Raw genomic sequence first — 26,889 nt, 5'->3', positions numbered from 1 at the left:
GAGGTCATGGCCATCTTCGTCATTCTCCTTTTCGAGCTTCGGCGCGCCGCCACTGTAGCGGGAGTTGACCTGCCATGATCTTGCACACGAATGACTACCTTGAGTATTACCTGACGTTGGTCGGATGGCTCATAAACGGCGGCATCTGGAACATGATCGAGGACAGCGGACTCTTCGCAGCCCCTTTTGCCGCCATTGTCATCAGCGAATGGCTCAGGGCCCGCGGTGAGGGGGCTGATGAGGGCAACAAGGGCGTCCTCTCCCTTGCCCGAGTGGAGAACCGTTTCTACACAGCGATCCTAGTCATCATTCTTGCCTGCATGCCCTTGGTGAACGTCAGCATCGATACCATCCAGTTCGACCGAAGCCGATCTGATCAATGCCAATACTCGATACCTAATCCGGCTGACACGGGCTGGGAAACATCCTTCAGCACGCTGAACGGCAAAAGCGCCACCGTGCCCGTATGGTGGCTATTTGTGCATGCCATGTCCAAGGCAGCAACTGCCGCCTCAGTCGCGGCCATTCCGTGTGGAGTCGACTTGCAACAGGTCCGGATGGACGTCAACAAGGCCCGCATCAACGATCCGCTGCTTGCCCAGGAGGTCGCTGACTTCACGAACGATTGCTACGCACGTGCGCGCGCAAAGCTGTTCATGACCCAGCCTACCCTCAGCAATGATCAACTCAACGACGTCAACTGGATCGGTTCGCACTTCTTCCTGCAAACATCCGGCTATTACAGCGATGGTTTCTCTGGGTTCAGGTCACACACTCCCCGAACCAAATGGCCCTATGACGCAACCCGGGACGCAGGCCTGCCACAAACCACTGGTGGTGGTGGGTTTCCTACATGCACTCAATGGTGGTCGGATGGGAGCGTCGGCCTCAGAGCCAGGCTGCTGGAACAAGTTAGTCCAGATCTGCTGAGCAAGCTTGCCCAGTGGGCAAAGTTCATGACACAGACCGAAGTCGATGACTCAGTCATCCGCGATCTGGTCTCGCCAAGGAAGCAGCAACTGACTCAGGGACAGGTTTATTCAGACTATGGCGGTCAAGTCGGTGGCTCAGTGCTAAATGACTTCACACGCCTTGCAGCTACAGCTGGTCAGGCAGCGGGATCTCTTGTGATGTATCCAGCCATGGACAGCGTAAGGCAAGCCGCCCCAATGGTGATGGCCTTCCTGAAGATGGCTCTCATCATTTGCATTCCATTTGTGCTGGTGATCGGGATGTTTGATCTGAAGGTCGTTATGACGATTACTTTTGCTGCGTTCGCTTTGATCTTCGTCGACTTCTGGTTCCAGCTGGCCCGCTGGGTGGATAGCACGATTTTGGACGCCCTTTACGGGAACGGGATCGGCAGTAACGTTCCCCACTCCAATTTTGACCCAGTGTTTGGGGCCAGCAATGCTCAGGGAGACTTGCTGCTGGACTTCGTAATGGGTGCCATGTTCCTAGTACTTCCGAGCTTTTGGGTAGTTGCCTTGGGCTGGACCGGAATGAAGCTTGGCTCACTCATGAATGGGCTAAGCGAGGGAACAAAATCTGCCCAAGCCGCAGGGGGAAAAGGAGCTGGAGAAATTATAAATCAGGTAAAAAAGTAACAGCGCAGAATAAAGAAAGGAGACTGTCAGAAATTTTGTGTTCGGGCATAACATGTAGCTAGAGGTGCATGTATGCCGACCAAAAAGAAGTCCGCCAATGCAACAGCGAGGGAGTTGCCCTCGATTCCCCAAGAGCTGATCGAGCAGTTTGTTAAAGGCCCGATGAGCGCCGAAGCCATTCAAGACGCGTCCATGGCGTTCAAGAAGGCTCTGATCGAGCGTGCGCTAGGCGCCGAGCTGGGTCACCACCTTGGTTATCCTCAGGGCGCGGAGCGCCCTAAGGAGTCGACCAATCAGCGCAATGGCAAAAGCAGCAAGACGGTTCTGACCGACGACGGGCCGCTTCGCCTGGATACCGATATGCAATGGAACATGGCCTCGTCGAACTGAAGGTCAACCCTTTGAAAGAAACACGTGTGATCCCAACCAAACGACCGAAGAAAACCATTAATACAGACGCCATTGTGCGCGCAAGAAACTGGCTAAACATTTTGGTTCAGGAGGAACGGGCCACCGCCAAAAGAGCAGAGATCACCCCCGCTTGGTTCTGGCTGGCCGTGTTTGAAATGTTCTATTACACCGGCATTAGACTCAACGCCCTGATCTGCTTGAGATACGCCGATATCGACATGGGAGAACGCCTGATCAAAGTGAGGGGAGAGACGGAAAAAACGCACCGAGAATTCATGATTCCGATACCGGACAGACTGATGCCTCACCTGAAGCAGCTCATGGATATTGCCCACCGAGTAGGATTTTCCCCTACAGATCAGATTTTCAACGTGAACAGGTTTTCCGGCCATTACAGCCGGTCACAGATGAACTCCGATCAGGTGGAAGCCATGTACAAAAAACTCACCGCCATGACGGGCGTGAGAATGACCCCTCATCGCTTCAGGCATACCATTGCCAGTGAAATGATGCGACAACCGGAGCGTAACATTCACATCACAAAAAGCCTGCTCAATCACTCCAACATCACGACCACGATGGAATATATCGAGCCTGATTACGACGTGATGCGCGAGGTTATGAATGAACGCGGCAAGAGGTCAGCGAAAATTAATTACATGCCTCATTCTGATGCCGCGAACCGAAAGAATGAACGCAAAGGCAAGAAAGCGCCCGTGAAGAATCTGGTTCAGAGCTCGGTAACGAGCAGCCATTCCCCAGATACAGGTATGACCTTTCAAAGCACACAAGCCCCTGCCCCAGAAGAAAATGCTCATTCACAGCTGAACGCTGATAGCGTCTACCGCACCAATGCTGAGGTCGAAAAAACCGAGTCGAACCGAACTGAAGCATCCAGAGCAGATCCACTGCCCATAGACCAAACAGATCTTTTTGGTGACCCTTCTGACCCGCGAATGGGACGGGCTATCCCTCACGGGGATATGATTCCGGAGTACCTCGCGCGGCGGCTTGTCGAATTTTCGCTGTGGCTGAGAGAAGCCGCTAGCGGCAGATTGGTTATGGGGCCTACCACCGGGAGCGACGCGATACCGTCCGGGCCGAACGAGCAAATAGCAAAGTTGACACCGGCATGCATTCAAACGAACACCTGGAACAGCCGAACAGGGTAAAGCACAGGGCGCGGCTGATTCTTAAATGCCATTAAAAATCCTCAATCCCGAGACGGTCTGAAGCAACAGCCAAATTCAGGAAGGCGGTCATGCGGCCGATAAAGCGTGAGCACTGAGTCGCGCGCACAAAAAAACGCCTTGTTCACAAGCTTTCGCTTGGAACAAGGCGCTGCAATTTGACATCACCGCGTGCCGGCGTTATGTTTCGCGACAGACGGCTGCTTGTCTGGATAAATCGCTTCACATGCAATGCTCGCCTCGAGAAGCAAACTACACACCGCAGTTGAAGATCTGAAGCACACAACAGTGTTTGGTCGGGGTAAGGGGATTCGAACTCCTGACATCCTGCTCCCAAAGCAGGCGCGCTACCGGACTGCGCTATACCCCGGTAAATCAAGGCACCTCAACTAGCTGCCTGCGACCTGATACGAGTGGCATCAGATCTTTAAAATTCGGCTCCAAGGTGAACCTTGGAACCAAAAATGGTGGGTCGTGTGGGATTCGAACCTACGACCAATTGGTTAAAAGCCAACTGCTCTACCAACTGAGCTAACGACCCAAATATGGTCGGGGTAAGGGGATTCGAACTCCTGACATCCTGCTCCCAAAGCAGGCGCGCTACCGGACTGCGCTATACCCCGACTGAAACTGCATTGAACCTTGCGAAATCTGGCTCCACGACCTGGACTCGAACCAGGGACCCAGTGATTAACAGTCACTTGCTCTACCAACTGAGCTATCGCGGAACTATCGTTTTCAGATTCAACTTTACAACCTGTTGCCTTGAAACCAGCGTGCTGTTAACTCGTTGATTTCAATCTCATCGACTTTCGCGCTTCGTTTGTATCGTTGCCTTCACGTCTCTGAGGCGCGCTATTCTACAATTTTAAAACCACCTGTCAACCCTATAAATTGCTTTTTAAGACAATGAATTGCGATTTTTTCCCAGATCCCCTTTCAGGCCCGATTTTACTGCTGGCAGCATCCTCAGAAAAAAGGCCCTCGGCGAGAGGGCCCTCTATATAGAGCTGGCGAGCGCTATCAGGCAAACACGATCTCGTCGTCGACCACCTTGCCGGTGATGGTGGTACCGGGCATGAAGCTGCCCGAGAGGATCATCTGTGCCAGCGGGTTCTCGATCCAGCGCTGGATCGCCCGCTTCAGCGGCCGTGCTCCATAGACCGGGTCGTAACCGACGGCAATCAGCTTGTCCAGCGCCTCGGGGCTCAGGGTCAGCGCCAGCTCGCGCTCAGCCAGACGCTTGCGCAGGCGGCCCAGCTGGATATCGGTGATACCGGCGATCTGGTCACGCGCCAGCGGTTCGAAGATCACCACTTCGTCAATCCGGTTCACAAATTCCGGACGGAAGTGCGTACCCACCGCATCCATCACCGCAGCACGTTGCGCCTCACGATCACCGACCAGTTCCTGGATCTGGGCCGAGCCCAGGTTGGAGGTCATGACGATCACGGTATTGCGGAAGTCCACCGTCCGCCCGTGGCTGTCAGTCAGGCGCCCGTCTTCAAGCACCTGCAACAGGATGTTGAACACGTCGGAATGTGCCTTCTCGACCTCATCGAGCAGGATCAGCGAGTACGGCTTGCGACGCACAGCTTCGGTCAGGTAGCCGCCCTCTTCGTAACCGACATAGCCCGGTGGTGCGCCGATCAGACGAGCCACGGAATGTTTCTCCATGAACTCGGACATATCGATACGCACCATCGCCTCTTCGGTATCGAACAGGAATTCGGCAAGCGCCTTGCAGAGTTCGGTCTTACCCACACCGGTCGGACCGAGGAACATGAACGAACCGCTTGGACGATTCGGGTCGGAAAGCCCTGCACGCGAACGACGTACGGCATTGGAGACCGCGACCACCGCTTCTTCCTGACCGATTACCCGGTTGTGCAGCAGGGTTTCCATGCGCAACAGCTTCTCGCGCTCGCCTTCCAGCATTTTCGACACGGGAATACCGGTCCACTTTGACACGACTTCGGCAATTTCTTCCTCGGTCACTTTGCTGCGCAGCAATTGGTTCTCGGGTTTGCCGTGCTGATCGACCATTTGCAGGCTGCGTTCCAGGTCCGGAATGATCCCGTACTGCAACTCGGCCATGCGGTTCAGGTCGCCACGACGACGCGCCGCTTCCAGTTCCTGACGGGACTGCTCTATTTTCTGCTGGATCTGTGCAGAGCCCGTTACTTCAGCTTTTTCCGAGGTCCAGATTTCTTCGAGATCGGCGTATTCCTTCTCAAGGCGCACCACTTCTTCCTGGAGTTTTTCCAAGCGCTTGATAGCCGCTTCATCCTTTTCCTTCTTGAGCGCCTGAGCTTCCACTTTCAGCTGGATCAGGCGACGCTCAAGACGATCAAGCACTTCAGGCTTGGAATCGATCTCCATACGAATGCGGCTGGCCGCTTCGTCGATCAGGTCGATGGCCTTGTCGGGCAACTGGCGATCGGTGATATAGCGATGGCTCAGCTTGGCCGCGGCGATGATCGCACCGTCAGTAATGGCGACCTTGTGGTGCACTTCATAGCGCTCTTTCAGGCCACGCAGGATTGCGATGGTGTCTTCTTCGCTCGGCTCGTCCACCAGCACTTTCTGGAAACGACGCTCAAGCGCAGCGTCCTTCTCTATATATTGGCGGTACTCGTTGAGCGTGGTGGCACCGACACAATGCAGCTCGCCGCGAGCCAGCGCAGGCTTGAGCATATTGCCAGCGTCCATCGAGCCTTCGCCTTTGCCGGCGCCGACCATGGTGTGCAGTTCGTCGATGAACAGGATGATCTGGCCTTCCTGCTTGGACAGTTCGTTGAGCAGCGATTTCAGGCGCTCTTCGAACTCACCACGGTACTTGGCACCTGCAATCAATGCGCCCATGTCCAGCGACAGCAAGCGTTTGCCGCGCAGGCCATCCGGCACTTCGCCGTTGATGATGCGTTGCGCCAGGCCTTCGGCGATAGCGGTTTTACCCACGCCAGGCTCACCGATCAGCACCGGGTTGTTCTTGGTACGGCGTTGCAGGACCTGAATGGTGCGACGAATCTCGTCATCACGACCGATCACCGGGTCGAGCTTGCCCTCTTCGGCACGCTTGGTCAGGTCGACGGTGTACTTGTCCAACGCCTGACGCGACTCTTCGACGTTAGGGTCATTCACGGCACCTTCGCCGCGCAGGTTGTTGATGGCATTTTCCAGAGCTTTCTTGCTGACGCCCTGCCCCAGCAACAATTTGCCGAGCTTGCTGTTCTCGTCCATTGCCGCGAGCAGCACCAGCTCGCTGGAAATGAATTGATCGCCTTTCTGCTGTGCCAGACGGTCGGCCTGGTTAAGCAGGCGCGCAAGATCCTGCGACATGTTGACGTCGCCAGTGGGGTTCTGGATTTTTGGCAGTCGGTCCAGCTCTGCGCTCAGTTCCTTGCGCAAGCTGTTGATGTCGAAGCCTACCTGCAACAGCAGAGGCTTGATGGAACCGCCCTGCTGCTCAAGCAGCGCCTGCATCAAGTGCGCAGGTTCGATGGCGGGATGGTCGAGGCCAACGGCCAGCGACTGGGAATCGGATAACGCTAACTGTAATTTACTGGTCAATCTGTCGATACGCATTAGTCACCTTCCTTTAATGCAGGCCGGAGCAATGAACACACCTATAAAGAAAACCTGCTGAATAGCCAGTTAGATGCGGACGATTCTGCGCGTTTCAAGCGGGCCGGGGTTGATACAGATCAGACGAGTGTTCAGGCAAGTCTAGCTGGAATGTGCAAAACAGCCCGGCAATCAGGCGTGTTCGATCCATATCAGCGAAGCGAAGCGGCCAGTGCGCGTGGCACGCCTGTAGGAAAAGAAGCGCGGGTCGGTGAAGGTATCCAGCCCGCCGCCATACACGGCAGAGACACCTTGGGCTGCCAGTCTTAACCGGGCGAGCGCATAGATGTCGGCCATGAAACGATCAGGATTCGAACTGGCGACAAACGCAGCGGCTGTCTGCGGGTGGCTGGCGGTAAAGGCCTCGCGCACCTCGGGGCCGACTTCGAACGACGGCTGGCCGATGGCCGGACCCAGCCAGACCATGATGTCTTCAGGAGCGCACTGCAAACTGTCGGCCGTCGCTTCCAGCACCCCGGCCGCCAGCCCGCGCCAGCCGGCATGCGCGGCAGCCACACGCGTACCGTCACGACGACAGAACAGCGCGGGCAGGCAGTCGGCGGTCATGATGGTGCAGGCCACGCCTGGCGTGCTCGTCCAGCTGGCATCGGCCTCGACGACACGGGATGGATCGGCAGGTACAACGTCTACGCCATGCACCTGCTTTAACCAGGCGGGCTGAGCCTTGAGACTGGCGGTCAGGCGCTGGCGATTGCTCGCCACGGCCTGCGGGCTGTCATCGACGTGATCGCCCAGATTGAAGCTGTCGAACGGGGCCAGACTGACCCCAACCGAGCGGGTGGTAACGCACGACTTGATCTGAGCTGGCGCAGGCCAGTCAGGTATCAGCCAGTCATTCACCCGATGAACGCCTCGCGATCCTGCTTGAGCAGCGACAGCAACCAGACGAAATCATCCGGCAGTGGCGACTCCCAGCTCATGCGCTTACCGGTGGTCGGATGATCCAGCTCCAGAAAGCGGGCATGCAACGCCTGCCGCGGGAAGGTCTTGAGCGAATCGACCATGGTCAGGCTGGCCGCTGGCGGAATACGGAAACGACCGCCATAGGCAGGGTCGCCGACCAACGGATAGTTGATATGCGCCATGTGCACGCGAATCTGGTGGGTACGCCCGGTTTCCAGCTTGACCCGTACATGGGTGTGCGAACGGAAGCGCTCCAGCACGCGGTAATGACTGACCGCCTGCTTGCCGCCTTCCATCACGGCCATGCGCTGGCGCTGCTGGCCGTGACGGCCGATCGGTGCGTCGATCTTGCCGCCTGCGGTCACCACGCCAATCACGATGCACTCGTAGATACGACTGACACTGCGACTCTGCAACTGGGTAACCAGTTGGGTCTGTGCCTGAATGGTCTTGGCGACCACCATCAGACCAGTGGTGTCCTTGTCCAGACGATGCACGATGCCGGCACGCGGAACATTGATGATGTCCGGCACATGGTGCAGCAAGGCATTGAGCAGCGTGCCGTCGGCATGACCGGCAGCCGGATGCACCACCAGACCCGCAGGCTTGTTGATGACGAGGATCTGGTCGTCTTCATAGATGATGTCGAGCTCGATGTCCTGAGCAACCCATTCACCCTGGGCCTCCTGCTCGGCAATCAGCTCGAGAACAGCGCCACCATGCACGATGTCGCGGGGGCGCAATACGCCTCCGTCCACAGTCAGGCGGCCGTCCTTGATCCAGGCGGAAAGGCGCGAGCGCGAGTGCTCAGCGAATAATTGTGCGGCGACTTGATCGAGGCGTTGACCGCCCAATTCGGACGGCACCTCTGCGCGGAGTTCTATATTTTCGGACATGACCAGACTAGGTGGCGGCTAGCCTTTGGTTTCGGCAGCGCGCTTGTGGTTAAATACGGCGTCTTTTGTCCCGCCGGTATCGCGGGGCGCTCATCATAACAGGACGGCCCCGCCCAAGACAGCAGGCCGTTATAGGGACGCAAGCCGCCATGCAAGTGAAACACCTGCTGCTGATCGCCATCCTCGCATTGACTGCGGCCTGTTCGTCGAAGGAAGTCATCGACGAAAACCTCAGCGAAGTCGAGCTGTACCAGCAGGCGCAGGCCGACCTGGGAAATAACAGCTATAACAGTGCCACGGAGAAACTCAAGGCACTGGAATCACGCTATCCGTTCGGTCGCTACGCTGATCAGGCCCAGCTCGAGTTGATCTACTCGAACTACAAGAACGGTGAACCCGAAGCAGCCAAATCCGCTGCCGAGCGTTTCATCCGTCTGCATCCGCAACACCCGAACGTCGATTACGCGTATTACATGAAGGGCCTGACCTCCTTCGATCAGGACGTCGGCCTGCTGGCGCGCTTCCTGCCGCTGGACCAGACCAAACGTGACCCGGGCGCTGCCCGCGACTCGTTCAACGAGTTCGCTCAGCTGACCAGCCGCTTCCCGAACAGCCGTTATTCGCCGGATGCCAAGCAGCGCATGATCTACCTGCGCAACCTGCTGGCCTCCTACGAAATTCACGTAGCCGACTACTACCTGACCCGTCAGGCCTATGTCGCCGCCGCCAACCGTGGCCGCTATGTCGTGGAAAACTTCCAGGAGACGCCATCGGTAGGTGACGGTCTGGCCGTTATGGTCGAGTCCTATCAGCGTCTGCACCTCGACGATCTGGCAGCCACCAGCCTTGAAGTGCTCAAAACCAACTACCCGAACCACCCGCAATTGGCTGACGGCAAGTTCACCCCGCGTCAGGCCGAAGCCGACAACCGCTCGTGGCTGTCGAAAGCGACCCTTGGTCTGATCGACGGTAGCGCACCGCTGCCACCGGGCCAGACCCGTGCCGATCAGGACATCAAGAAGCAGTATCAGGACGCCAAGGACGCCATTCCGAAAGAGCTGTTGCCGGAAAATCAGGCAGAGCTGGACGAGCAGGCGGAAAAAGACGCCGAAGCGAAAGGCACCAAGAGCCGTTCGTGGTTCAGCTACATGACCCTGGGTCTGTTCGACTGATCTTCACGGCATTAAGAAAGAGGCCTTCGGGCCTCTTTTTTTATGCAGCACATTTATGCGCCGCAGCCACTGTGCGCCTGACTGTACCTTGGCTACACTGCGCCATCGTCAATCACTAAGCTGGTAGTCATGGTTCGCTTACTCATGTGGGCCGCGTTGATCGCGGCGGTGATCTGGTTCGTCAAGCGCCTGATCAATCCCCCCAAGCCGAAGTCCCGTGCCGAGCCGCCTGAAATAGCGGCCACCCCAATGGTGCGCTGCGCACACTGTGGCGTTCATCTCCCTCAGGATCGCGCGCTGAGCCAGGCACAGCAATGGTATTGCAGCGAGGCACACCGCCTGGAAGGCCCTGCGGCACGTGACCGCTGACACGCCCTCGCTTGCCAGCCCACAGGCGCAAAGGATTCTGCGACTTTACCACCTTTATCGACTGACCATCGGCGTGGTACTGGTCCTGCTGATTTCCAGCAGTCTGGAAACCGAACTGTTGCAACTGGCCAATCCAAACCTGTTCCGCTCGGGTTGCTGGCTGTATCTGGTGTTCAACATTCTGGTCGTCGTGCTGCTGGAGCGTCCCAGCCGTCAGGCGCAGCTGTTCAGTCTGGCAATGACTGACGCAATCATGCTCTCTGCGCTGTTCTACGCGGCGGGTGGCCCTTCCAGCGGCATCGGCAATCTGTTGATTGCTTCCGTAGCAATCAGCAATGTATTGCTGCGGGGCCGTATCGGTTTGCTGATCGCCGCCGTTTCTGCCATCGGCATCATCTACCTGACGTTCTATGTCAGCTTCGGTACACCGTCGGTTTCCAACGACTACGTGCAGGCTGGCTCTCTGGGTGCCCTGTGCTTCGCCGCCGCAATGCTGGTGCAGGCGCTGACAGCGCGCATGCAGGTCAGCGAAGTGCTGGCCGAACAGCGTGCAGCGGATGTCGACAGCCTTGAAGAACTCAACGCGCTGATTCTGCAACGCATGCGTACCGGCATTCTGGTACTGGATGCCAACCGTCAGGTGCTGCTGGCCAATCAAGGAGCCCTGACCCTGCTCGGCCACGAGCGACTGGTCGGCCAGGTTATCGACGCTTACTCGCCACAGTTGGTGGAACGCCTGCGTCAGTGGCTCGTCAACCCGATCATGGTGCCGCGCAGCGTCACGACTTCACCCATCGGGCCGGTGCTGCAACCGAGCTTTGCCGCACTCAATCGTGGCGATCAGCGCCAGACGCTGATCTTTCTTGAAGACCTGTCGCAAATTGCTCATCAGGCGCAGCAGCTCAAGCTCGCCGCGCTGGGACGCCTGACCGCCGGGATTGCCCACGAGATACGCAACCCGCTGGGCGCAGTCAGCCATGCCGCACAGTTACTCAACGAGTCGGAAGAACTCAGCGCAGCGGACCGACGCCTGGGGCAGATCATTCATGATCAGTCGGGGCGTATTGATCGGGTCATCGAAAATGTTCTGCAATTGTCGCGCAGACGCGAAGCGCAGCCCGAACTGCTCGATCTGAAAACCTGGCTGGAACACTTTGTCACTGAATTTCGCAGTTCCACTGCGCCCAATCAGTCGATTCATGTCGACATAAGCCCCGGCACGCTGACAACCCGCATGGATTCCGGGCAACTGACCCAGATCATGACCAACCTGCTACAGAACGGCCTGCGCTACAGCGGCAGAAATCATTCGTCAGCGCAGGTCTGGCTGAAGCTGCATCACGACCGACAAAGCGATTTGCCGATTCTGGAAGTACAGGACGACGGGCCGGGGGTCAGCGAGCAACATTTGGCCAAGCTATTCGAGCCGTTTTTCACCACGGAAAGCAAAGGCACCGGTCTTGGTCTATATCTGTCACGCGAGCTGTGCGAAAGCAATCAGGCGCACCTGGAATACGTCCCGCGGCAAGGTGGCGGCAGTTGTCTGCGCATAACCTTCGCCCACCCGTTCAAAACGAGCTGAGCATGAGCCAACGGCAAAAAATCCTGATAGTCGATGACGAGCCGGATATCCGCGAACTGCTGGAGATCACTCTGGGGCGCATGAAACTCGACACCCGATGCGCCCGCAATGTTGCCGAGGCCCACGACTGGCTGGCCCGCGAGCCGTTCGATATGTGCCTGACCGACATGCGTCTGCCCGACGGCAACGGCCTTGAGCTGGTGCAGCATATTCAGCACGGCTACCCCCATGTGCCAGTGGCGATGATCACTGCCCACGGCAACCTGGACACCGCGATTAATGCGCTCAAGGCCGGGGCTTTCGATTTTGTGACCAAGCCGGTTGACCTCGGCAGGCTGCGCGAACTGGTCAATAGTGCGCTGAGCCTGCCTTGCGCCCAGCCAGCCCGCAGCATCGACAGCCGCCTGCTGGGCGACTCGCTGGCGATGCGTACCTTGCGCAACCAGATCGGCAAGCTGGCCCGCAGCCAGGCACCGATCTACATCAGCGGCGAATCGGGCAGCGGCAAGGAGCTTGTAGCGCGGCTGATCCACGAGCAGGGTCCGCGCATCGATAAACCGTTCATACCGGTGAATTGCGGGGCCATTCCTTCCGAGCTGATGGAGAGTGAATTCTTTGGCCATCGCAAGGGCAGTTTCAGCGGTGCCCACGAAGACAAGCCCGGTCTGTTTCAGGCGGCACATACCGGGACGCTGTTTCTCGACGAGGTGGCCGACCTACCGCTGGCCATGCAGGTAAAGCTGTTGCGAGCCATCCAGGAAAAATCAATCCGCAGTGTAGGCAGCCAGCAAGAACAGATTGTGGACGTACGCATTCTGTGCGCCACGCACAAGAACCTTAATGCAGAGGTTGCGGCAGGCCGTTTCCGTCAGGATCTGTATTACCGGTTGAACGTGATCGAAGTGCGCGTCCCCTCATTGCGCGAACGGCGCGAGGACATCGATCAACTGGCAGCCAGTGTTCTAAAGCGACTTGCTGGCAATGGCACGCAACCGGTGGCGCGCCTGAATGCGCAGGCGCTCGACACGCTGAAGAGCTACCGATTCCCCGGCAACGTGCGCGAACTGGAAAACATGCTGGAGCGCGCCTACACGCTCTGTGAAAACGATGAAATCCATGCCAGCGACCTGCGCCTTGCAGAGTCCGCCAGCCCCCAGGAGCACAACGGTCCTAGCCTGGCCGACATCGACAACCTTGAAGACTACCTGGAAAGCATCGAGCGCAAGCTCATTCTGCAGGCCCTGGAAGAAACCCGCTGGAACCGTACCGCAGCGGCAGAAAGGCTCAGCTTGTCCTTCAGATCGCTGCGTTACCGGCTGAAGAAACTGGGCCTGGATTGAGCGCTCCGTACGGCACAGCCTGACCGACTATCGTGCGACGCTCCGCGTCGGCATGCGTTTCTGGACGCTCTGCGTCCTATCCTGAATAGGCGGCGCAGCGCAGATTTGTGACGCAGAGCGTCACGCAAGGCATTCCCACGCTGGAGCGTGAGGAACGATAAGTGTCTGGGCAACGATAATCTGCGACGCTCCGCGTCGGCATGCCATTTCTGGACGCTCTGCGTCCGGTCCCGGTTGGATGTCGCGTGCGTTGAGACCGTAATGTTCGTGACCAATCCCCAACAATGTCACTTATTGTCCACTTACTCCAATATCAGTAAGCTCCGCCCCATGAGCAAAAACATCAGCAATCCCGCAGCAGGTCGTGGTCCGGTGGACCATGAGATTCGTGATCAGATCGTGATTGCGGCCACCGAACATTTCAGCCAGTACGGTTACGGCAAGACCACCATGTCCGATCTCGCCAGGGCGATCGGCTTTTCCAAGGCGTACATTTACAAGTTCTTCGAGTCCAAACAGGCCATCGGCGAGATGATCTGCGCCCACTGCCTGAGTGAAATCGAGGCCGAAGTCAGCGCCGCAATCAGCCAAACGGACCAGCCACCGGAAAAGCTGCGACGCATGTTCAAATCAGTCGTTGAAGCCAGCATTCGCCTGTTTTCGCAGGACCGCAAGCTGTACGAAATCGCCACATCGGCAGCTACCGAACGCTGGCAGGCAACGTTGGTTTACGAGGAACACCTCAAGGCAACTCTCCGGGACATTCTGCAGGAAGGCCGACAGACCGGCGACTTTGAGCGCAAGACGCCTCTTGATGAAACGGTCATGGCGATCTATTTGGTCATGCGCCCCTACATCAACCCGCTGCTGCTGCAATACAGCTTCGAGCACACCGACGAAGGGCCGAGTCAGTTATCCAGCTTGGTGCTGCGCAGTCTGTCGCCTTAACAAAACAACACTTGTGACTATTGACTAAATTGGTCACTGGAATCAAAGTGCAGACACTGATCACTGCACATTGAGATTCCCATGCTCCGGCACCGATTCGTTTTGCTTGCTCTCGCCAGTGTTCTGCCGGCTGTCCTGACCGGCTGCAACGAAAAAACGCCAGCGGACCCGCGCACAGAAGCGCCATTGGTGCGCGTTGCGAGCCTCCAGGAGGCCGGCCTGGAGCCCCGTTCCTTCACCGGAACCGTAGCGGCGCGGGTGCAAAGCGATCTTGGTTTTCGGGTGTCCGGCAAGGTGCTGGAGCGGTTTGTCGATACCGGGCAGGCCGTCAACCGCGGTCAACCGTTGATGCGTATCGACCCAGCCGACCTGAAGCTCGCTGCCAACGCCCAACGCGAAGCAGTGAATGCGGCCAGAGCCAAGGCAAAGCAGGCCGCAGACGAAGAGATACGTTACCGAAGCCTGCGCAGCAGTGGCACCATTTCAGCGTCAAGCTACGACCAGATCAAGTCGACGGCGGATTCGGCCAAGGCTCGACTCAGTGCAGCCGAAGCGCAGGCAGAAGTTGCTCTCAATGCAACTCGCTACGCAGACCTTGTGGCGGATGCCGACGGCATTGTCATGGAAACCCTCGTTGAGCCAGGCCAGGTCGTCAGTGCAGGGCAAGCCGTGGTAAGCGTGGCACACGCCGGACCGCGTGAAGCGGTTATTCAACTTCCGGAAAACCTGCGCCCCCGTATCGGTTCTACCGCCCAGGCCACGCTGTTCGGTAATCAGGACCTCAACGCCACAACACGGTTGCGACAGCTGTCGGACGTTGCGGACCGTCAGACCCGCACCTTTGAAGCTCGCTGGATACTCGAGGGCGAGATGGCAAATACCCCACTGGGCACCACCATCACAGTGAAAATCCCCAGCGCAGATAGCGCCGGGCAAAGCACGTTGCGGGTGCCAATCGGCGCGCTGTATGACGCAGGCAAGGGACCGGGCATCTGGGTCATTCAAGGGGAGCCAGCACAGGTTTACTGGACGCCAGTAGTGGTTCAGCAGCTTGATGACGAGCAAGCCCGCATCAGTACGCAGCTCAAGCCAGGCACGCGAATAGTCGCACTTGGCGCGCACCTTCTGCACGAAGGCCAGCAAGTAAGAGTGACCGCTCAAGCGGCCTTGGCACAGAGCGCGCGCCCATGAGTAATGACCGTTTCAATCTGTCAGCGCTGGCCGTCCGCGAGCGCTCGATTACCCTGTTCCTTGTTTGCCTGATTTCGCTTGCCGGGATCATTGCCTTTTTCAAACTGGGCCGGGCCGAAGACCCGGCATTTACAGTCAAGGTAATGACCGTGGTGTCCGTCTGGCCGGGAGCAACCGCCCAGGAGATGCAGGATCAGGTGGCGGAGAAGATCGAAAAACGCCTTCAGGAGCTGCGCTGGTACGACCGCGCTGAAACCTACACCAGACCGGGCATGGCATTCACAACCCTGACTCTGCTCGACAGCACGCCGCCGTCGCAAGTGCCGGATGAGTTTTACCAGGCGCGCAAGAAAATCGGTGACGAGGCCATGCCCCTTCCGTCCGGGGTTATCGGGCCGATGGTCAACGACGAGTATTCGGACGTCACCTTCGCGCTATTCGCGCTGAAGGCCAAAGGCGAGCCGCAGCGCGTACTGGCGCGTGACGCCGAATCGCTGCGCCAGCGCTTGCTGCATGTGCCGGGAGTGAAGAAGGTCAATATCGTGGGTGAGCAGCCCGAACGAGTCTACGTCGAGTTCTCTCACGAGCGACTGGCAACGCTGGGAATAAGCCCTCAGACGGTATTCGCCGCGCTGAATGACCAGAACGCGCTGACTGCCGCGGGCTCGGTCGAAACCCGAGGACCGCAGGTATTTATCAGGCTCGACGGCGCTTTCGATGAGCTGCAGAAAATTCGCGATACGCCTGTTGTGGCACAGGGCCGGACATTGAAGCTGGCGGACATTGCCACAGTAAAACGCGGTTACGAAGATCCGGCGACGTTCATGATTCGCAACGGCGGCGAGCCTGCGCTGCTGCTGGGGATTGTCATGCGCGATGGCTGGAACGGGCTGGACCTGGGAAAGGCACTGGACCAGGAAGTGGGCGCGATCAACGCCGAACTGCCACTGGGCATGAGCCTGAGCAAGGTCACGGATCAGGCCGTCAATATCAGTTCGGCGGTCGATGAGTTCATGATCAAGTTCTTCGTCGCACTGCTGGTTGTCATGCTGGTCTGTTTTATCAGCATGGGCTGGCGTGTGGGTGTGGTGGTTGCTGCCGCAGTCCCGCTGACCCTGGCGGTGGTCTTCGTGATCATGGCCATGAGCGGCAAGAATTTCGACCGGATCACGCTGGGCTCGCTGATCCTGGCACTCGGGCTGCTGGTAGATGATGCGATCATCGCCATCGAAATGATGGTGGTGAAGATGGAAGAAGGATACGACCGCGTCGCTGCCTCTGCGTATGCCTGGAGCCACACCGCCGCGCCGATGTTATCCGGCACGCTGGTCACCGCCGTCGGCTTCATGCCCAACGGCTTCGCGCGCTCCACGGCAGGCGAATACACCAGCAACATGTTCTGGATCGTCGGTATCGCGCTGATTGCCTCGTGGGTGGTCGCCGTGTTTTTCACCCCGTATCTGGGCGTCAAATTGTTGCCTGATGTGAAGCAGATCGAAGGTGGACATCAGGCGCTTTACAACACGCCGCGCTACAACCGCTTCCGTCGGATTCTGGCGCGCGTCATTGCAGGCAAATGGCTGGTAGCAGGCTCGGTCATCGGGCTCTTTGTGCTGGCCGTGCTGGGCATGGGACTGGTCAAGAAACAGTTCTTTCCAGTGTCCGATCGTCCTGAAGTATTGATCGAACTGCAGATGCCTTATGGCACCTCGATTTCTCAAACCAGTGCAGCCGCTGCAAAAGTGGAAAGCTGGCTGGCCGAACAGGCGGAAGCCGGGATCGTCACCGCCTACATTGGTCAGGGTGCGCCACGCTTCTACATGGCGATGGGGCCGGAATTGCCTGATCCGTCATTTGCCAAGATCGTGGTACGTACCGACAGCCAGGAACAGCGTGAAACGCTGAAACACCGATTGCGCCAGGCTATTTCCGAGGGGCTGGCTGCAGAAGCGCGGGTAAGGGTCACGCAACTGGTCTTCGGCCCCTATTCGCCCTACCCCGTCGCTTACCGTATTGCCGGACGCGACCCGGAAACACTGCGCAGCATTGCGGCGCAGGTGCAACAGGTTCTGAACGCCAGCCCGATGATGCGCACCGTCAATACCGACTGGGGCACACGTACTCCGGCGCTGCATTTCACTTTGCAACAGGACCGTATGCAGGCCATGGGGCTGAGTTCCAGTCAGGTGGCTCAGCAACTGCAGTTTCTCCTGACAGGTCTGCCCGTTACGGCAGTGCGCGAGGATATTCGCACCGTGCAGGTGGTTGCACGCTCCGCTGGCGACACCCGACTTGATCCGGCAAGGATAATGGACTTCACCCTCACCGGCGTCGACGGGCAACGTGTTCCGCTGTCGCAGATTGATACCGTTGATGTGCGTATGGAGGAACCGGTGATGCGACGGCGCGACCGCACGCCGACCATCACTGTGCGGGGCAACATAGCCGACGGCCTGCAACCACCGGATGTGTCGACAGCCATAACCCGACAGTTACAGCCGATTATCGACAAGCTGCCCAGCGGTTACCGGATCGAGCAGGCAGGTTCAATCGAGGAGTCCGGCAAGGCCATGACAGCGATGTTGCCATTGTTTCCGATCATGCTGGCGGTCACGCTGATCATTCTGATTCTTCAGGTGCGTTCGATATCCGCCATGGTCATGGTCTTCCTGACCAGTCCGCTGGGGCTGATCGGTGTGGTGCCTACGTTGATTCTCTTTCAGCAGCCATTCGGCATCAATGCACTGGTCGGGCTGATCGCACTGTCCGGCATTCTGATGCGCAATACGCTGATTCTGATTGGCCAGATACACCACAACGAGCAGGCGGGGCTCGACCCGTTTCAAGCGGTGGTCGAGGCTACCGTACAACGTGCGCGTCCCGTGATACTGACGGCGCTGGCCGCCATTCTGGCCTTTATCCCGCTCACCCATTCGGTGTTCTGGGGCACGCTGGCCTACACGCTGATCGGCGGCACCTTTGCGGGTACGGTGCTGACCCTGGTGTTTCTGCCGGCCATGTACTCGATCTGGTTCAGGATCAGGGCGGATGGCAGCGGGCGACGACTGGAGACACAGCCCGCCTGAATTCAGTCAGTCGGTAAATGCAGACGCCCTGAAGGTGTATAAGGCGCAGGATCAATAATGGGCTCGCGGTTCAGCAGCAGGTCAGTGATCAACTGGCAGGAAGCCGGGGCCAGCACCAGACCGTTGCGGTAATGACCGCAGTTGAGCCACAGGCCATCAAACCCGGCCAAGGGCCCGATGAACGGAATGCCCTCGGGCGAGCCGGGACGCAGGCCTGCCCATTGGGCGACAGGCTCAGCGTTGGCCAGTTCCGGAAGCAATTCGATGGCCGACGCTTTGAGGCTTTCCAGCGCGGCATGCGTGGTGGTCTTGTCGAAACCTTCATGCTCCAAGGTGCTACCGATGAGTATGTGGCCGTCACGGCGCGGGATCGCGTAGCGCCCTTTGGCCAGCACCATGCTCGATAGAAAGTCCGACGCACACTTGTAGAGAATCATCTGGCCTTTTACCGGCTCGACTGGCAGGTCCAGACCAAGGGTCTTGAGCAGTTCACCACTCCACGCCCCCGCCGCCAGAATCACCCGATCCCCGGTTACATCGCCCGAAGGCGTGCTCACGCCCGAAACCCTGCTACCCTCGCGCACAAAACCGCTGACTTCGCACTGCTCGCGAATCTCGACATTGGGCATCGCCAGCAAGGCAGCCTTGAGCGACTTGACCAGCCGGGGATTGCGCACGTTGGCCACATCGGCCATGTAGATGGCCCGCGAATAGCCCCCCCCCAGAACCGGTACGGCATCATTCACCGCCGAGATATCGACACTGGTCAATGAGCGTTTCTCGCGCACCGCCCATTCAAGCGCGGCCTGTTCGTCGTCAAGGTCGAGCCAGTAAAGGCCTGTCTTGTGAACCTCGGGATCGATACCGGTCTGTGCGAACAAGCGCTCGGCGAGATGCGGGTAGAAGTCCTGAGACCAGTGCGCCAGCGCGGTGACTGCCGGGCTGTAGCGCCACGGATAAAGCGGCGAAACAATCCCGCCGCCCGCCCAGGAAGACTCCTGACCAACGCCCGAACGATCAAGCAAAACGACGCTGACCTGCTCGGAGGCGAGATTGAAGGCGGTCAGCAGACCTATGACGCCACCGCCGACAATGACTGTTTTTTGCTTGGACATCTTGGTCTCGGGACAAGAAAAACGGTTTTAGCGGCCCCAGCAGTCTTTGGTGGTCACGCCCGAGGTAGCGCCAGTGTTGCTGCGCGCACCGGTGTTGGTGATCACGAAACTGCCGCACTTGTCGCCGGCCATCAGCGTGCCTGCGATAGGTGTAGCCGTCAGGGTGAAGTCGGTGGCAGTGGGTACCAGCACTATCGTGTAATAGGAATTGCCTCCGCTCACGGTAGCGTTCACATAAGTAGACGTATTGCTTCGCGAATAAAAGCGCTCAAGCGCCTGGGTCTGCTCGGACAGCAGGCTGGCAATTGCAGACCGCTGGGTACGCTTCACGTATTCGGTGTAAGCAGGATACGCAACAGCGGCAAGAATACCGACTATCGCCACGACGATCATGAGTTCGATCAACGTAAAGCCCCTGGATGTCGCTCGCATGATTCGTTTCCCTATTGGATTTGTCGCCACATGATGCGTTGGTTATTCCCAACTTCAGGCACTCCCGAGGGTGGTGCACCGCTGGAATCTTGCATAGTCTTGGTCTCAGTTCCATTGGGGTTATTGAAAATAGCAGCCACTGTGGGTATGCCCGAACCGACAGCGAACCCTGCTACACCCAGATCGAAGCTGTTGACAAGATTATCGCCGTTGGTATCAAGCACCTGATAATTAAGCATACTCCCGGTGGCGGCATTCAGTTCAAACACGCGCCCGGTCCCCGTGCTCTCACAGGGATCAGCTGAGTTCACGGAAGCGGTGGAAAATATTATGCGGTCTCGGCTGGTCAGCGCAGGGTAGATAATCCGCTCCCCCACATAAGGCGCCACTGTGGCGAGCGGCATGAACCAACCCTTCTTGGCTGACCAATCCACATGATTCGAGGTTGACGTGAAATAGGTAGTCCCATTACTGACAATACTGCCATTGACCGCCTGCGCCTGTAGATTTGCCTCGACAACACTGCCTGTTCCGCCGTCGGCATCCCAGATGGCATAGAAGTCCTGGAGGTCTGTGGTTTGTTTGTCTGCAACCTCAAGAAACTTGCCAGTTCCAAAATAAACGATCTTGCCGTTGAGTGGATGATCGAGCAAAAACGGCTGAACTGTTATCGGCTGATTGGCCCCGCGCGGTGCGGTAAACAGCGGTGCACCCGAAAACGCGACTTTCCAGCTGGCAGCACTGGCCCCGCTCATGTCGAATTTCCACAGTCGTCCTTTCAGGTCGCCCGCGTAGGCGGCCTGAACCACATTCTGAGAGTTGACCCGTAGCTTGACCGATGACAAACCGTTATCGGTTTCGTTGTTCAGGACAGGCGTTTGAATCTCGGCAATCAATGCCCCGGTGTTGGCATTCAGCACAAAGAGCGAAGCTCTGCCGGTGAAGCTGCCATAACCGTTACCGACCACAACGATTCCGGTGCCATTTGCCATTCGGGCGACATCGGGTTCTGAATATGCGTACCCCAAATTGTTAAACTTATTAGTGGTATCCGAGGAGTCCGGCGCTTTGACCTCCCACAATGCGCCGATGGTGTTACTGACGCCTTCAAACAACTTGATCGCAAAAAACGCCTTGCCCCCAGCTCCGGTACCACCATAAGCAACAGTCCGCCATGCGGAGCCGGTGGAAAGCTGCGTGTCAAAAACGGCTATTTGCCCATCCACAGTGAACTTGTGAACGCCTGATCCATAAGTAGTCGATGCAATAGTCGCCAGCGACGTCAGAGCAGTCGACGGCATATAAGCATATCGTCTGGAGCCGTCCGCAGGATTAATTACGTTGAAAAAACCATCGTTGGCATTGGCCAGAATGCTGGAATTCATATTGCTGGCTTTGGTAGCCAGATAGGTGATGTAACTGGTATCGCCTAACAGGCTGATAGCTGTCTTTTGTGCGGGTATCGCCATGCCAAGTGATGAATTGACAATATCGCCCAATAGCCGGGTGCGTGTACGCAGCTTTGAATTGGCGGTGCCTTTGGCCCAGGAAATTAACTCTGTCCCGCTGACATTGGTCGGCAACGTGGCATTCAAGGCAGCCTGCTGGGCAGCGCTGAAGTTTGCGTAATCCAGAGTTATTTTCACCGGAGTGGCAACGGTGCTCCATGACTCGAATACCGGGGCAGTTGATCCGCTGACAATGGCCGTATCGGTGGTCCAGACAGGAGCACCCAACGCCCCTGTTGAAGGGTTCAGATTAAAAGCCTTGATGGTGCCGTGCCAGTCGGTCGGATCGTAAAGCGCTTGATAGAACTGAGTACCCACCTGGAGCGTTGATGAGTTGCCTGTCCCGGCAGCAGCCGACCCCATCCTGGCATAGATGTCACTCAGCGCCAGATTCAACGCCGAGCTAAGCGCCGAACTGTCATTGGCTTGAAAGTACTTTCCATGGCCATGATCATTGTCGGCCGCATCGATCAACATCTGGTTTGAAAGGGTAAAACCAACGGTGTAGGTACTTATGTTCTGCTTGGCGAAACCTGCCGTATCCCAGCTTTTACCGGTCAGATCCCCCCCCGCGTTGACGGCATCACGGCGCAGATCAATATCGTAGGCAAACTTGGCCAGATCATCGAGATAGAGTGTGTCCCCCTCACCGTCACCAGCCAGATTGTCACCGTCGTTAACGGCGTTCAAATCCCAATTGGGTAGTGAACGGGTGGTATCCAGAACGTCGTCAGGGTCGTTGACCGGGAAAGTTCGGTCATAGGTTGGCAAACCGTCAGTGATCACGACGCCATAGTTTTTCTGACAGCGATACTGAATCGGGCTGACATACGTCGCGCCACTTTGATAGAACGGCGTCATGCCTCGAAAGTAGCGGGTAATCTCGTAATAGGTTTCAGCCAGCGGCGTGTTGGCCGAGGGCGTCAGGTTGCTAATCGCCTGTTTCAGGGCATTGACGTTGGCCATAGCTTGCGCCTGGGTAACGCCAGCGGGCTGATAAGTGGTGGCCGCCACCGGAGAAAGATCCGTAACGACCCGGGCAATTTTTCCTCCAGGCCCCGGATCGCCGCTAATGGGCTCGTTGTATGAAGCAAGCCCGATCCTGAGCGTCAGGTTATTGGAGACCAGGCTGGTCGCCACAGTTTTCGCAACATTCATCCGGTAATCGTTGGGTATGACACCATTGGTGTAGTTACGAACCCCAAACAGATTCGGGCTGACCAGGTCAATCAGATAGGAAAGATAATTAGCGGTATAACGCGTGAGTCCGTTTCCGGCAGGGTCGGGCAGATTGAGGCAATATTGGATGCCGTTGCGAAAAACCGCGCGTCCGCCAAAGAGACACATTAATGACAGATTGACCACGCTGGTGGCGTTGATATCGCCCAGCGTCAGGGTATCGTCTCCAGAAATCGTACTCATGAAAGGACAAACTACGGTAATCAGGCCACTCAAACATTGGGTGGAGTAATAACCGATGCTGGGACGATTGATCGTAGAATCAAAACCCGATGCCCAAATAATGTTGTACATGCTGCCCGAATTATCCACGAGCAGCATCAGGTTAGGAGGCACGGCAGGTGCGCTGAGCAACGGAACCTGTGCCGGGGTAAATGCATAGACCGGCGTTGTCAGATACAACGCCAGAAAAAACCCGTAAATATACCTGGAGAAGTGGCGGAGCGACTTAGCAACCCGTGACATAGATACTCTCCAGAACAGTGCGCGATGTACCTTGAATGGCAACAGCCGTCACCCTGTATACCGTCTTTTTAAGCAGGTCCGGGTTTATGCATTTAACAAGAGGCCCGAACGGGGAGCCCAGGTTCTGAATGCCGTAAAACGCGCCATTTCCGCCAATCCATTTCACACCGGATGCACCTACGCCAGCAGCTGTAATCACAGTGGACTCCGCAGGCGGCGCGCAGCTGGCGGTAGTATTGCAAGCTGCGAGCGCAAAATTGGCAGCCAGTATCGAGGACTCCCCCAAGCGCAACTGCGCCTCAGCGGACTGGAACGATTGATTGCGAATCGTCACGCTACCCGCCATTTTTTCCTGCAGGGTAGCGTTCTGCATCGAAGAAATCCCCAGCAGCGTGAGAAGTAACAGAAATACCAGACTGACCAGCAACACCATGCCACGCTGCCTGACGGGAAAAGGCCTTATCGTTTGATATTGCACGGTCTTGTTCATGCTCGACCCGTTCAAAAGCGGTTACGCAAGTAGGCAACGACGTTGTACTGCTGACTCTTGACCAAGCCGTTCTGACCATCTTGAAGCGTCAGACTTATGCGAACACTACGTACGTTGGCAGCATTGGCGTTGGTGACGGCCGTGGTATAGGACATCGGGTTGCCTGCCATTCCAAAGGAAACTGAAAAATCCACTACATTCTGCAACAGCGGTTGCACAGCGCCCCCCGTTCCGTACTGGATATTCAGATTTGTTCCGGTCAGCGTGTAGAGCAGTTGCCGTAGCGGAAAAGCCGTCTGCCCTGCGAGCGGAGCTTGGGCACCCGCATAAAGCTGAGTATCGGTCCTGCAATCCGAAACAATGGTCCACGTCGGTTGGCTGCCTCCTGTACCGACATCGCTGGTTATCAAGGTCAACGTTTTGTTCGTATTATCCCAGAAAATAGGATTATCAAGCGCGATAGGCCAATTGATCGCAGGCGGCGTTGGAGTATAGTCCTTGAAACTCAGGCAACCATACATACCCGTCATCCGGATTTCCTGAATCAGTTTACTCAGTATGAACCGGGCATCTTCCTGCATTCGGGCAGCAGCATTCTGGCTTTGATAAGTGCCTCTGGCGGCAGTGAATATCTGCACGATCCCCAGGCTGACAACCAGCCCCAGCACCAGCGCCACCATGATTTCGACCAGACCGAAGCCTTGGGACGGTTTTCTCATGGGTTGACCCCGATCCGGGAGACCAGTTTGAAGCTCTGAGTGGTCGGACTGACGGTCGTACTCCCTGTTGCCTGATTGCTCGAACCCGCAGCGCGTGCATCGCTCCAACCAATGATGATAGTCACCTCCGGAGCCTTGCTGACATCAATACTGCCCGTGCCGCTTGCGCCTGCAAAATTAACGATATTGGTTTTGAAATCATACAAATCCTGCACCCTGGCATCGTTCGGGTTGGCGACTTGCTCCGTAGCCAGACTCGCCAGGGCATAGTTCGCCAGGACATTGGTCGACCCGTTGGCACTCGCATTGCCATCAACATTCGCCCGAATACGATCCATCATGTCGTACGCAATGAAGCTGGCCTGGCTGGTCATGGCCGAACTGTCGGTGTATTTGAGGGCATTAAGCTGGATAGCGGCGGCCCCCAGCAGGCCTATAGCCAGGATCAGTACCGAAACCAGCACCTCGATCAGGGTCATGCCGGTCTGGCGATGTCGGGTTTCATTGGGCATTGCAGCTTCCACTGAGGACGATCCGGCCTGTCAGGCAGATACTCATGGTTTTGGTAGTACTGCCTCGGGTGTAGGTCATGGTTACCAGCGAAGACGGCGCGATTAGCCCGCCCAGATTGTTGAAATCGAATGCCGCCACATTGGGATCCGCCACCAACGTACCGCCGCTGCTCATTGCAGCCACTGTACGAAGCGCCTTCTTGTTGGCATCGGAAACCAGATAAACCTGCAATTCGCCAGTCCACGCCGTCCCGCTGGTCGGTGCAATACGCACCGTCACTCCCCGGTTTATCGCCTCAAGTCGCGCATAGTTGAGCGCCCGCTGCAAATCGCTGAGCTCGGTGTCGGCCTTGTTGCTCTGAATGGAACTGGTGAAACTCGGGATAGCGATAGCCGCAAGGATGCCCACCAGGGACACAGTGACTAACAATTCGATGAGGCTGAATCCCTTGGCTATATGACGCATTGAGTGTCTCCTAGACGTTACGACTATAAGGCAGCAATGCCGCAGGAAAATCCATAGCGGGACGTACGGTTGTTTTGTGACGACGAACGCCCGCAAGGTTCTGAAACCGCGGTTTCCAGGGAGGAAAGCATATGAGGCATGCAGGGTTCACACTGATCGAATTATTGATCGTCGTTGCACTGATCGGCATTCTGGCCAACGTCGCAACACCTTCTTTCAAGCAACTGATCGAATCCAGTCGCGGGCTCGCCGCCGCTCAGGAGCTGGCCAGCGGTATCCGTTCAGCAAGAGTCGCCGCTATAACGCGCAATCAGATTGTGACGATTCATGCCATTGAAGGTGACTGGAGCAACGGCTGGCGGATCATACTCGACCTGGACGGCAAAGGCCCCGACGAAAACGATACGCTGCTTGTAGAGCGCGCCAATGGCGGAATGACCCGCGTGGTCGGCAACCAGAAAGTGACGGAACGACTGAGTTTCAACGGCCTGGGCAACTTGCGCAACAGAACCAACGGCACGTTGCATGTGTGCCTAAACGACCAGCCGGTCAGCAGCTATCGCGTGATAGTTGCGCCGACTGGACGGGTCAGGATAGAGGACACGAAGCGTGATGTTGCGTTGTGCAGGTAGGCAGCTTCAGAGCAGCGACTTGACGCGCAATTCCTTGGGCATGGAGAACGTGATGTTCTCCTCGCGACCGGCGAGTTCATCCGCACCGGTGGCGCCCCAGGCTTGCAATTGCTGGATCACACCACGCACCAGAACTTCCGGGGCCGACGCACCCGCGGTGATGCCAATACGCTCGACGCCTTCGAACCAGCCTTGTTGCATGTCCTCGGCACCGTCGATGAGGTACGCCGGAGTCGCCATGCGCTCGGCCAGCTCGCGCAGGCGATTGGAGTTGGAGCTGTTCGGGCTGCCCACCACCAACACCACATCGCACTCATCGGCCAGTTGCTTGACCGCGTCCTGACGGTTTTGCGTGGCGTAGCAGATGTCGTCCTTGCGCGGCCCGCCAATGGCCGGGAAGCGCTTGCGCAACGCGTCGATCACCCGGCTGGTGTCGTCCATCGACAAGGTGGTCTGGGTCACGAACGCCAGGGAATCGGGGTTGCGCACCTGCAGGCTGGCGACGTCCTCTTCGTCTTCGACCAGATAGATCGCGCCGCCATTGCTGGCGTCGTACTGGCCCATGGTGCCTTCGACTTCCGGGTGACCGGCGTGGCCGATCAGGATGCACTCGCGGCCGTCACGGCTGTAACGGGCAACCTCGATATGCACCTTGGTCACCAGCGGACAGGTGGCATCGAATACTTTCAGGCCACGGCCAGCTGCTTCGGTGCGCACCGCCTGGGAAACACCGTGGGCGCTGAAGATGACAATGACGTCATCCGGCACCTGGTCCAGCTCTTCGACGAAGATCGCACCGCGAGAGCGCAGGTCTTCGACGACAAATTTGTTGTGAACGACTTCATGGCGCACATAAATCGGCGGACCAAACACTTCCAGAGCGCGATTGACGATTTCGATCGCGCGGTCCACTCCGGCACAAAAGCCGCGGGGGTTGGCGAGTTTGATTTGCATGCTGTGCCTCATGG

At 57.4% G+C, this 26,889-nt stretch carries 21 protein-coding genes, 4 tRNA genes and 1 pseudogene; 11 read left to right on the top strand and 15 right to left on the bottom strand.

Annotated elements, in window-relative coordinates; all coding sequences use genetic code 11:
- Positions 1–74: 74 nt before the first annotated feature.
- The 3 genes and pseudogenes from FFH21_RS03765 (at position 75) to FFH21_RS03755 (ending at position 3,190) form a co-directional block, all read left to right on the top strand.
- A complete protein-coding gene (locus FFH21_RS03765) occupies positions 75–1,607 on the top strand; it encodes a conjugal transfer protein TraG N-terminal domain-containing protein (RefSeq protein ID WP_011167669.1) in 1,533 nt (510 codons plus the stop codon).
- Positions 1,608–1,679: 72 nt separating this feature from the next.
- Positions 1,680–1,961 (top strand): annotated as a pseudogene (locus tag FFH21_RS03760) (transposase); the annotation flags it as partial.
- Between the two features lie 11 nt (positions 1,962–1,972).
- Positions 1,973–3,190: a site-specific integrase gene (locus FFH21_RS03755; protein WP_011167667.1), complete on the top strand. Its 1,218-nt coding sequence runs from the start codon at positions 1,973–1,975 to the stop codon at positions 3,188–3,190.
- Between the two features lie 311 nt (positions 3,191–3,501).
- Here FFH21_RS03755 and FFH21_RS03750 read toward each other — a convergent pair.
- The 7 genes from FFH21_RS03750 to rluD all read right to left on the bottom strand — a co-directional run bounded on the left by FFH21_RS03750 (position 3,502) and on the right by rluD (position 8,655).
- Positions 3,502–3,578, bottom strand: a tRNA-Pro gene (locus FFH21_RS03750).
- Positions 3,579–3,673: 95 nt separating this feature from the next.
- Positions 3,674–3,749, bottom strand: a tRNA-Lys gene (locus FFH21_RS03745).
- Positions 3,750–3,754: 5 nt separating this feature from the next.
- A tRNA-Pro gene (locus FFH21_RS03740) sits at positions 3,755–3,831 on the bottom strand.
- Positions 3,832–3,860: 29 nt separating this feature from the next.
- Positions 3,861–3,936: transfer RNA gene (locus FFH21_RS03735), tRNA-Asn, on the bottom strand.
- 295 nt (positions 3,937–4,231) lie between these two features.
- Positions 4,232–6,796: an ATP-dependent chaperone ClpB gene (gene clpB, locus FFH21_RS03730; RefSeq protein WP_004663469.1), complete on the bottom strand. Its 2,565-nt coding sequence runs from the start codon at positions 6,794–6,796 to the stop codon at positions 4,232–4,234.
- 171 nt (positions 6,797–6,967) lie between these two features.
- Positions 6,968–7,696: a peptidoglycan editing factor PgeF gene (gene pgeF, locus FFH21_RS03725; RefSeq protein WP_011167666.1), complete on the bottom strand. Its 729-nt coding sequence runs from the start codon at positions 7,694–7,696 to the stop codon at positions 6,968–6,970.
- Positions 7,693–8,655, bottom strand: a complete 963-nt coding sequence (gene rluD, locus FFH21_RS03720; RefSeq protein ID WP_002551999.1) for a 23S rRNA pseudouridine(1911/1915/1917) synthase RluD — start codon at positions 8,653–8,655, stop codon at positions 7,693–7,695. Before rluD ends, pgeF begins: the two co-directional genes overlap by 4 nt.
- A 149-nt stretch (positions 8,656–8,804) precedes the next feature.
- Here rluD and FFH21_RS03715 point away from each other — a divergent pair, with 149 nt between their 5' ends.
- From FFH21_RS03715 to FFH21_RS03680, 7 genes are all read left to right on the top strand, one after another.
- Positions 8,805–9,827, top strand: coding sequence for an outer membrane protein assembly factor BamD (locus tag FFH21_RS03715; RefSeq protein ID WP_005733851.1), 1,023 nt, complete (start codon positions 8,805–8,807; stop codon positions 9,825–9,827).
- A gap of 129 nt (positions 9,828–9,956) precedes the next feature.
- Positions 9,957–10,196, top strand: coding sequence for a PP0621 family protein (locus tag FFH21_RS03710; protein WP_002551997.1), 240 nt, complete (start codon positions 9,957–9,959; stop codon positions 10,194–10,196).
- Positions 10,186–11,778: a nitrogen regulation protein NR(II) gene (locus FFH21_RS03705; protein ID WP_011167665.1), complete on the top strand. Its 1,593-nt coding sequence runs from the start codon at positions 10,186–10,188 to the stop codon at positions 11,776–11,778. The genes FFH21_RS03710 and FFH21_RS03705 overlap by 11 nt, the downstream gene beginning before the upstream one ends.
- A gap of 2 nt (positions 11,779–11,780) precedes the next feature.
- Positions 11,781–13,118: a sigma-54 dependent transcriptional regulator gene (locus FFH21_RS03700; RefSeq protein ID WP_011167664.1), complete on the top strand. Its 1,338-nt coding sequence runs from the start codon at positions 11,781–11,783 to the stop codon at positions 13,116–13,118.
- A 330-nt stretch (positions 13,119–13,448) separates the two neighbouring features.
- Positions 13,449–14,066, top strand: a complete 618-nt coding sequence (locus FFH21_RS03690; RefSeq protein WP_041924425.1) for a TetR/AcrR family transcriptional regulator — start codon at positions 13,449–13,451, stop codon at positions 14,064–14,066.
- A gap of 81 nt (positions 14,067–14,147) precedes the next feature.
- On the top strand, positions 14,148–15,257 hold the full coding sequence (locus FFH21_RS03685) for an efflux RND transporter periplasmic adaptor subunit (protein WP_041924424.1): 1,110 nt from the start codon (positions 14,148–14,150) through the stop codon (positions 15,255–15,257).
- Positions 15,254–18,343 (top strand): efflux RND transporter permease subunit, encoded by a 3,090-nt coding sequence (locus tag FFH21_RS03680; RefSeq protein ID WP_011167661.1) that lies wholly within the window; start codon positions 15,254–15,256, stop codon positions 18,341–18,343. The genes FFH21_RS03685 and FFH21_RS03680 overlap by 4 nt, the downstream gene beginning before the upstream one ends.
- Positions 18,344–18,345: 2 nt before the next feature.
- Here FFH21_RS03680 and thiO read toward each other — a convergent pair whose 3' ends face one another.
- Genes thiO through FFH21_RS03645 form a run of 7 tightly spaced genes read right to left on the bottom strand, consistent with a single transcriptional unit; the run spans position 18,346 to position 25,289 of the window.
- Positions 18,346–19,458, bottom strand: coding sequence for a glycine oxidase ThiO (gene thiO, locus FFH21_RS03675; RefSeq protein ID WP_011167660.1), 1,113 nt, complete (start codon positions 19,456–19,458; stop codon positions 18,346–18,348).
- 27 nt (positions 19,459–19,485) lie between these two features.
- Positions 19,486–19,890 (bottom strand): type IV pilin protein, encoded by a 405-nt coding sequence (locus tag FFH21_RS03670; protein ID WP_011167659.1) that lies wholly within the window; start codon positions 19,888–19,890, stop codon positions 19,486–19,488.
- A gap of 11 nt (positions 19,891–19,901) precedes the next feature.
- Positions 19,902–23,102, bottom strand: a complete 3,201-nt coding sequence (locus FFH21_RS03665; protein ID WP_011167658.1) for a pilus assembly protein — start codon at positions 23,100–23,102, stop codon at positions 19,902–19,904.
- Positions 23,086–23,592, bottom strand: a complete 507-nt coding sequence (locus FFH21_RS03660; RefSeq protein ID WP_019741791.1) for a PilX N-terminal domain-containing pilus assembly protein — start codon at positions 23,590–23,592, stop codon at positions 23,086–23,088. The genes FFH21_RS03665 and FFH21_RS03660 overlap by 17 nt, the downstream gene beginning before the upstream one ends.
- Before the next feature lie 11 nt (positions 23,593–23,603).
- Entirely contained in the window at positions 23,604–24,311 is a 708-nt protein-coding gene (locus FFH21_RS03655; RefSeq protein ID WP_011167656.1) for a PilW family protein, read from the bottom strand.
- Positions 24,308–24,823: a type IV pilus modification protein PilV gene (gene pilV, locus FFH21_RS03650; protein ID WP_011167655.1), complete on the bottom strand. Its 516-nt coding sequence runs from the start codon at positions 24,821–24,823 to the stop codon at positions 24,308–24,310. The genes FFH21_RS03655 and pilV overlap by 4 nt, the downstream gene beginning before the upstream one ends.
- Positions 24,813–25,289, bottom strand: coding sequence for a GspH/FimT family pseudopilin (locus tag FFH21_RS03645; RefSeq protein WP_004659632.1), 477 nt, complete (start codon positions 25,287–25,289; stop codon positions 24,813–24,815). Before FFH21_RS03645 ends, pilV begins: the two co-directional genes overlap by 11 nt.
- Before the next feature lie 131 nt (positions 25,290–25,420).
- Here FFH21_RS03645 and FFH21_RS03640 point away from each other — a divergent pair, with 131 nt between their 5' ends.
- On the top strand, positions 25,421–25,921 hold the full coding sequence (locus FFH21_RS03640; RefSeq protein WP_011167654.1) for a GspH/FimT family pseudopilin: 501 nt from the start codon (positions 25,421–25,423) through the stop codon (positions 25,919–25,921).
- A 6-nt stretch (positions 25,922–25,927) separates the two neighbouring features.
- Here FFH21_RS03640 and ispH read toward each other — a convergent pair whose 3' ends face one another.
- The gene (gene ispH / locus FFH21_RS03635) at positions 25,928–26,875 is read right to left on the bottom strand and encodes a 4-hydroxy-3-methylbut-2-enyl diphosphate reductase (protein ID WP_004659634.1); all 948 of its coding nucleotides are present in this window, start codon (positions 26,873–26,875) and stop codon (positions 25,928–25,930) included.
- Positions 26,876–26,889 lie beyond the last annotated feature (14 nt).

It is taken from the genome of Pseudomonas sp. KBS0707, from assembly GCF_005937945.2.
Classification (GTDB): domain Bacteria; phylum Pseudomonadota; class Gammaproteobacteria; order Pseudomonadales; family Pseudomonadaceae; genus Aquipseudomonas; species Aquipseudomonas amygdali.
The sequence above is the reverse complement of the archived record's forward strand: the minus strand, read 5'-3'. Positions and strand labels throughout refer to the sequence as shown.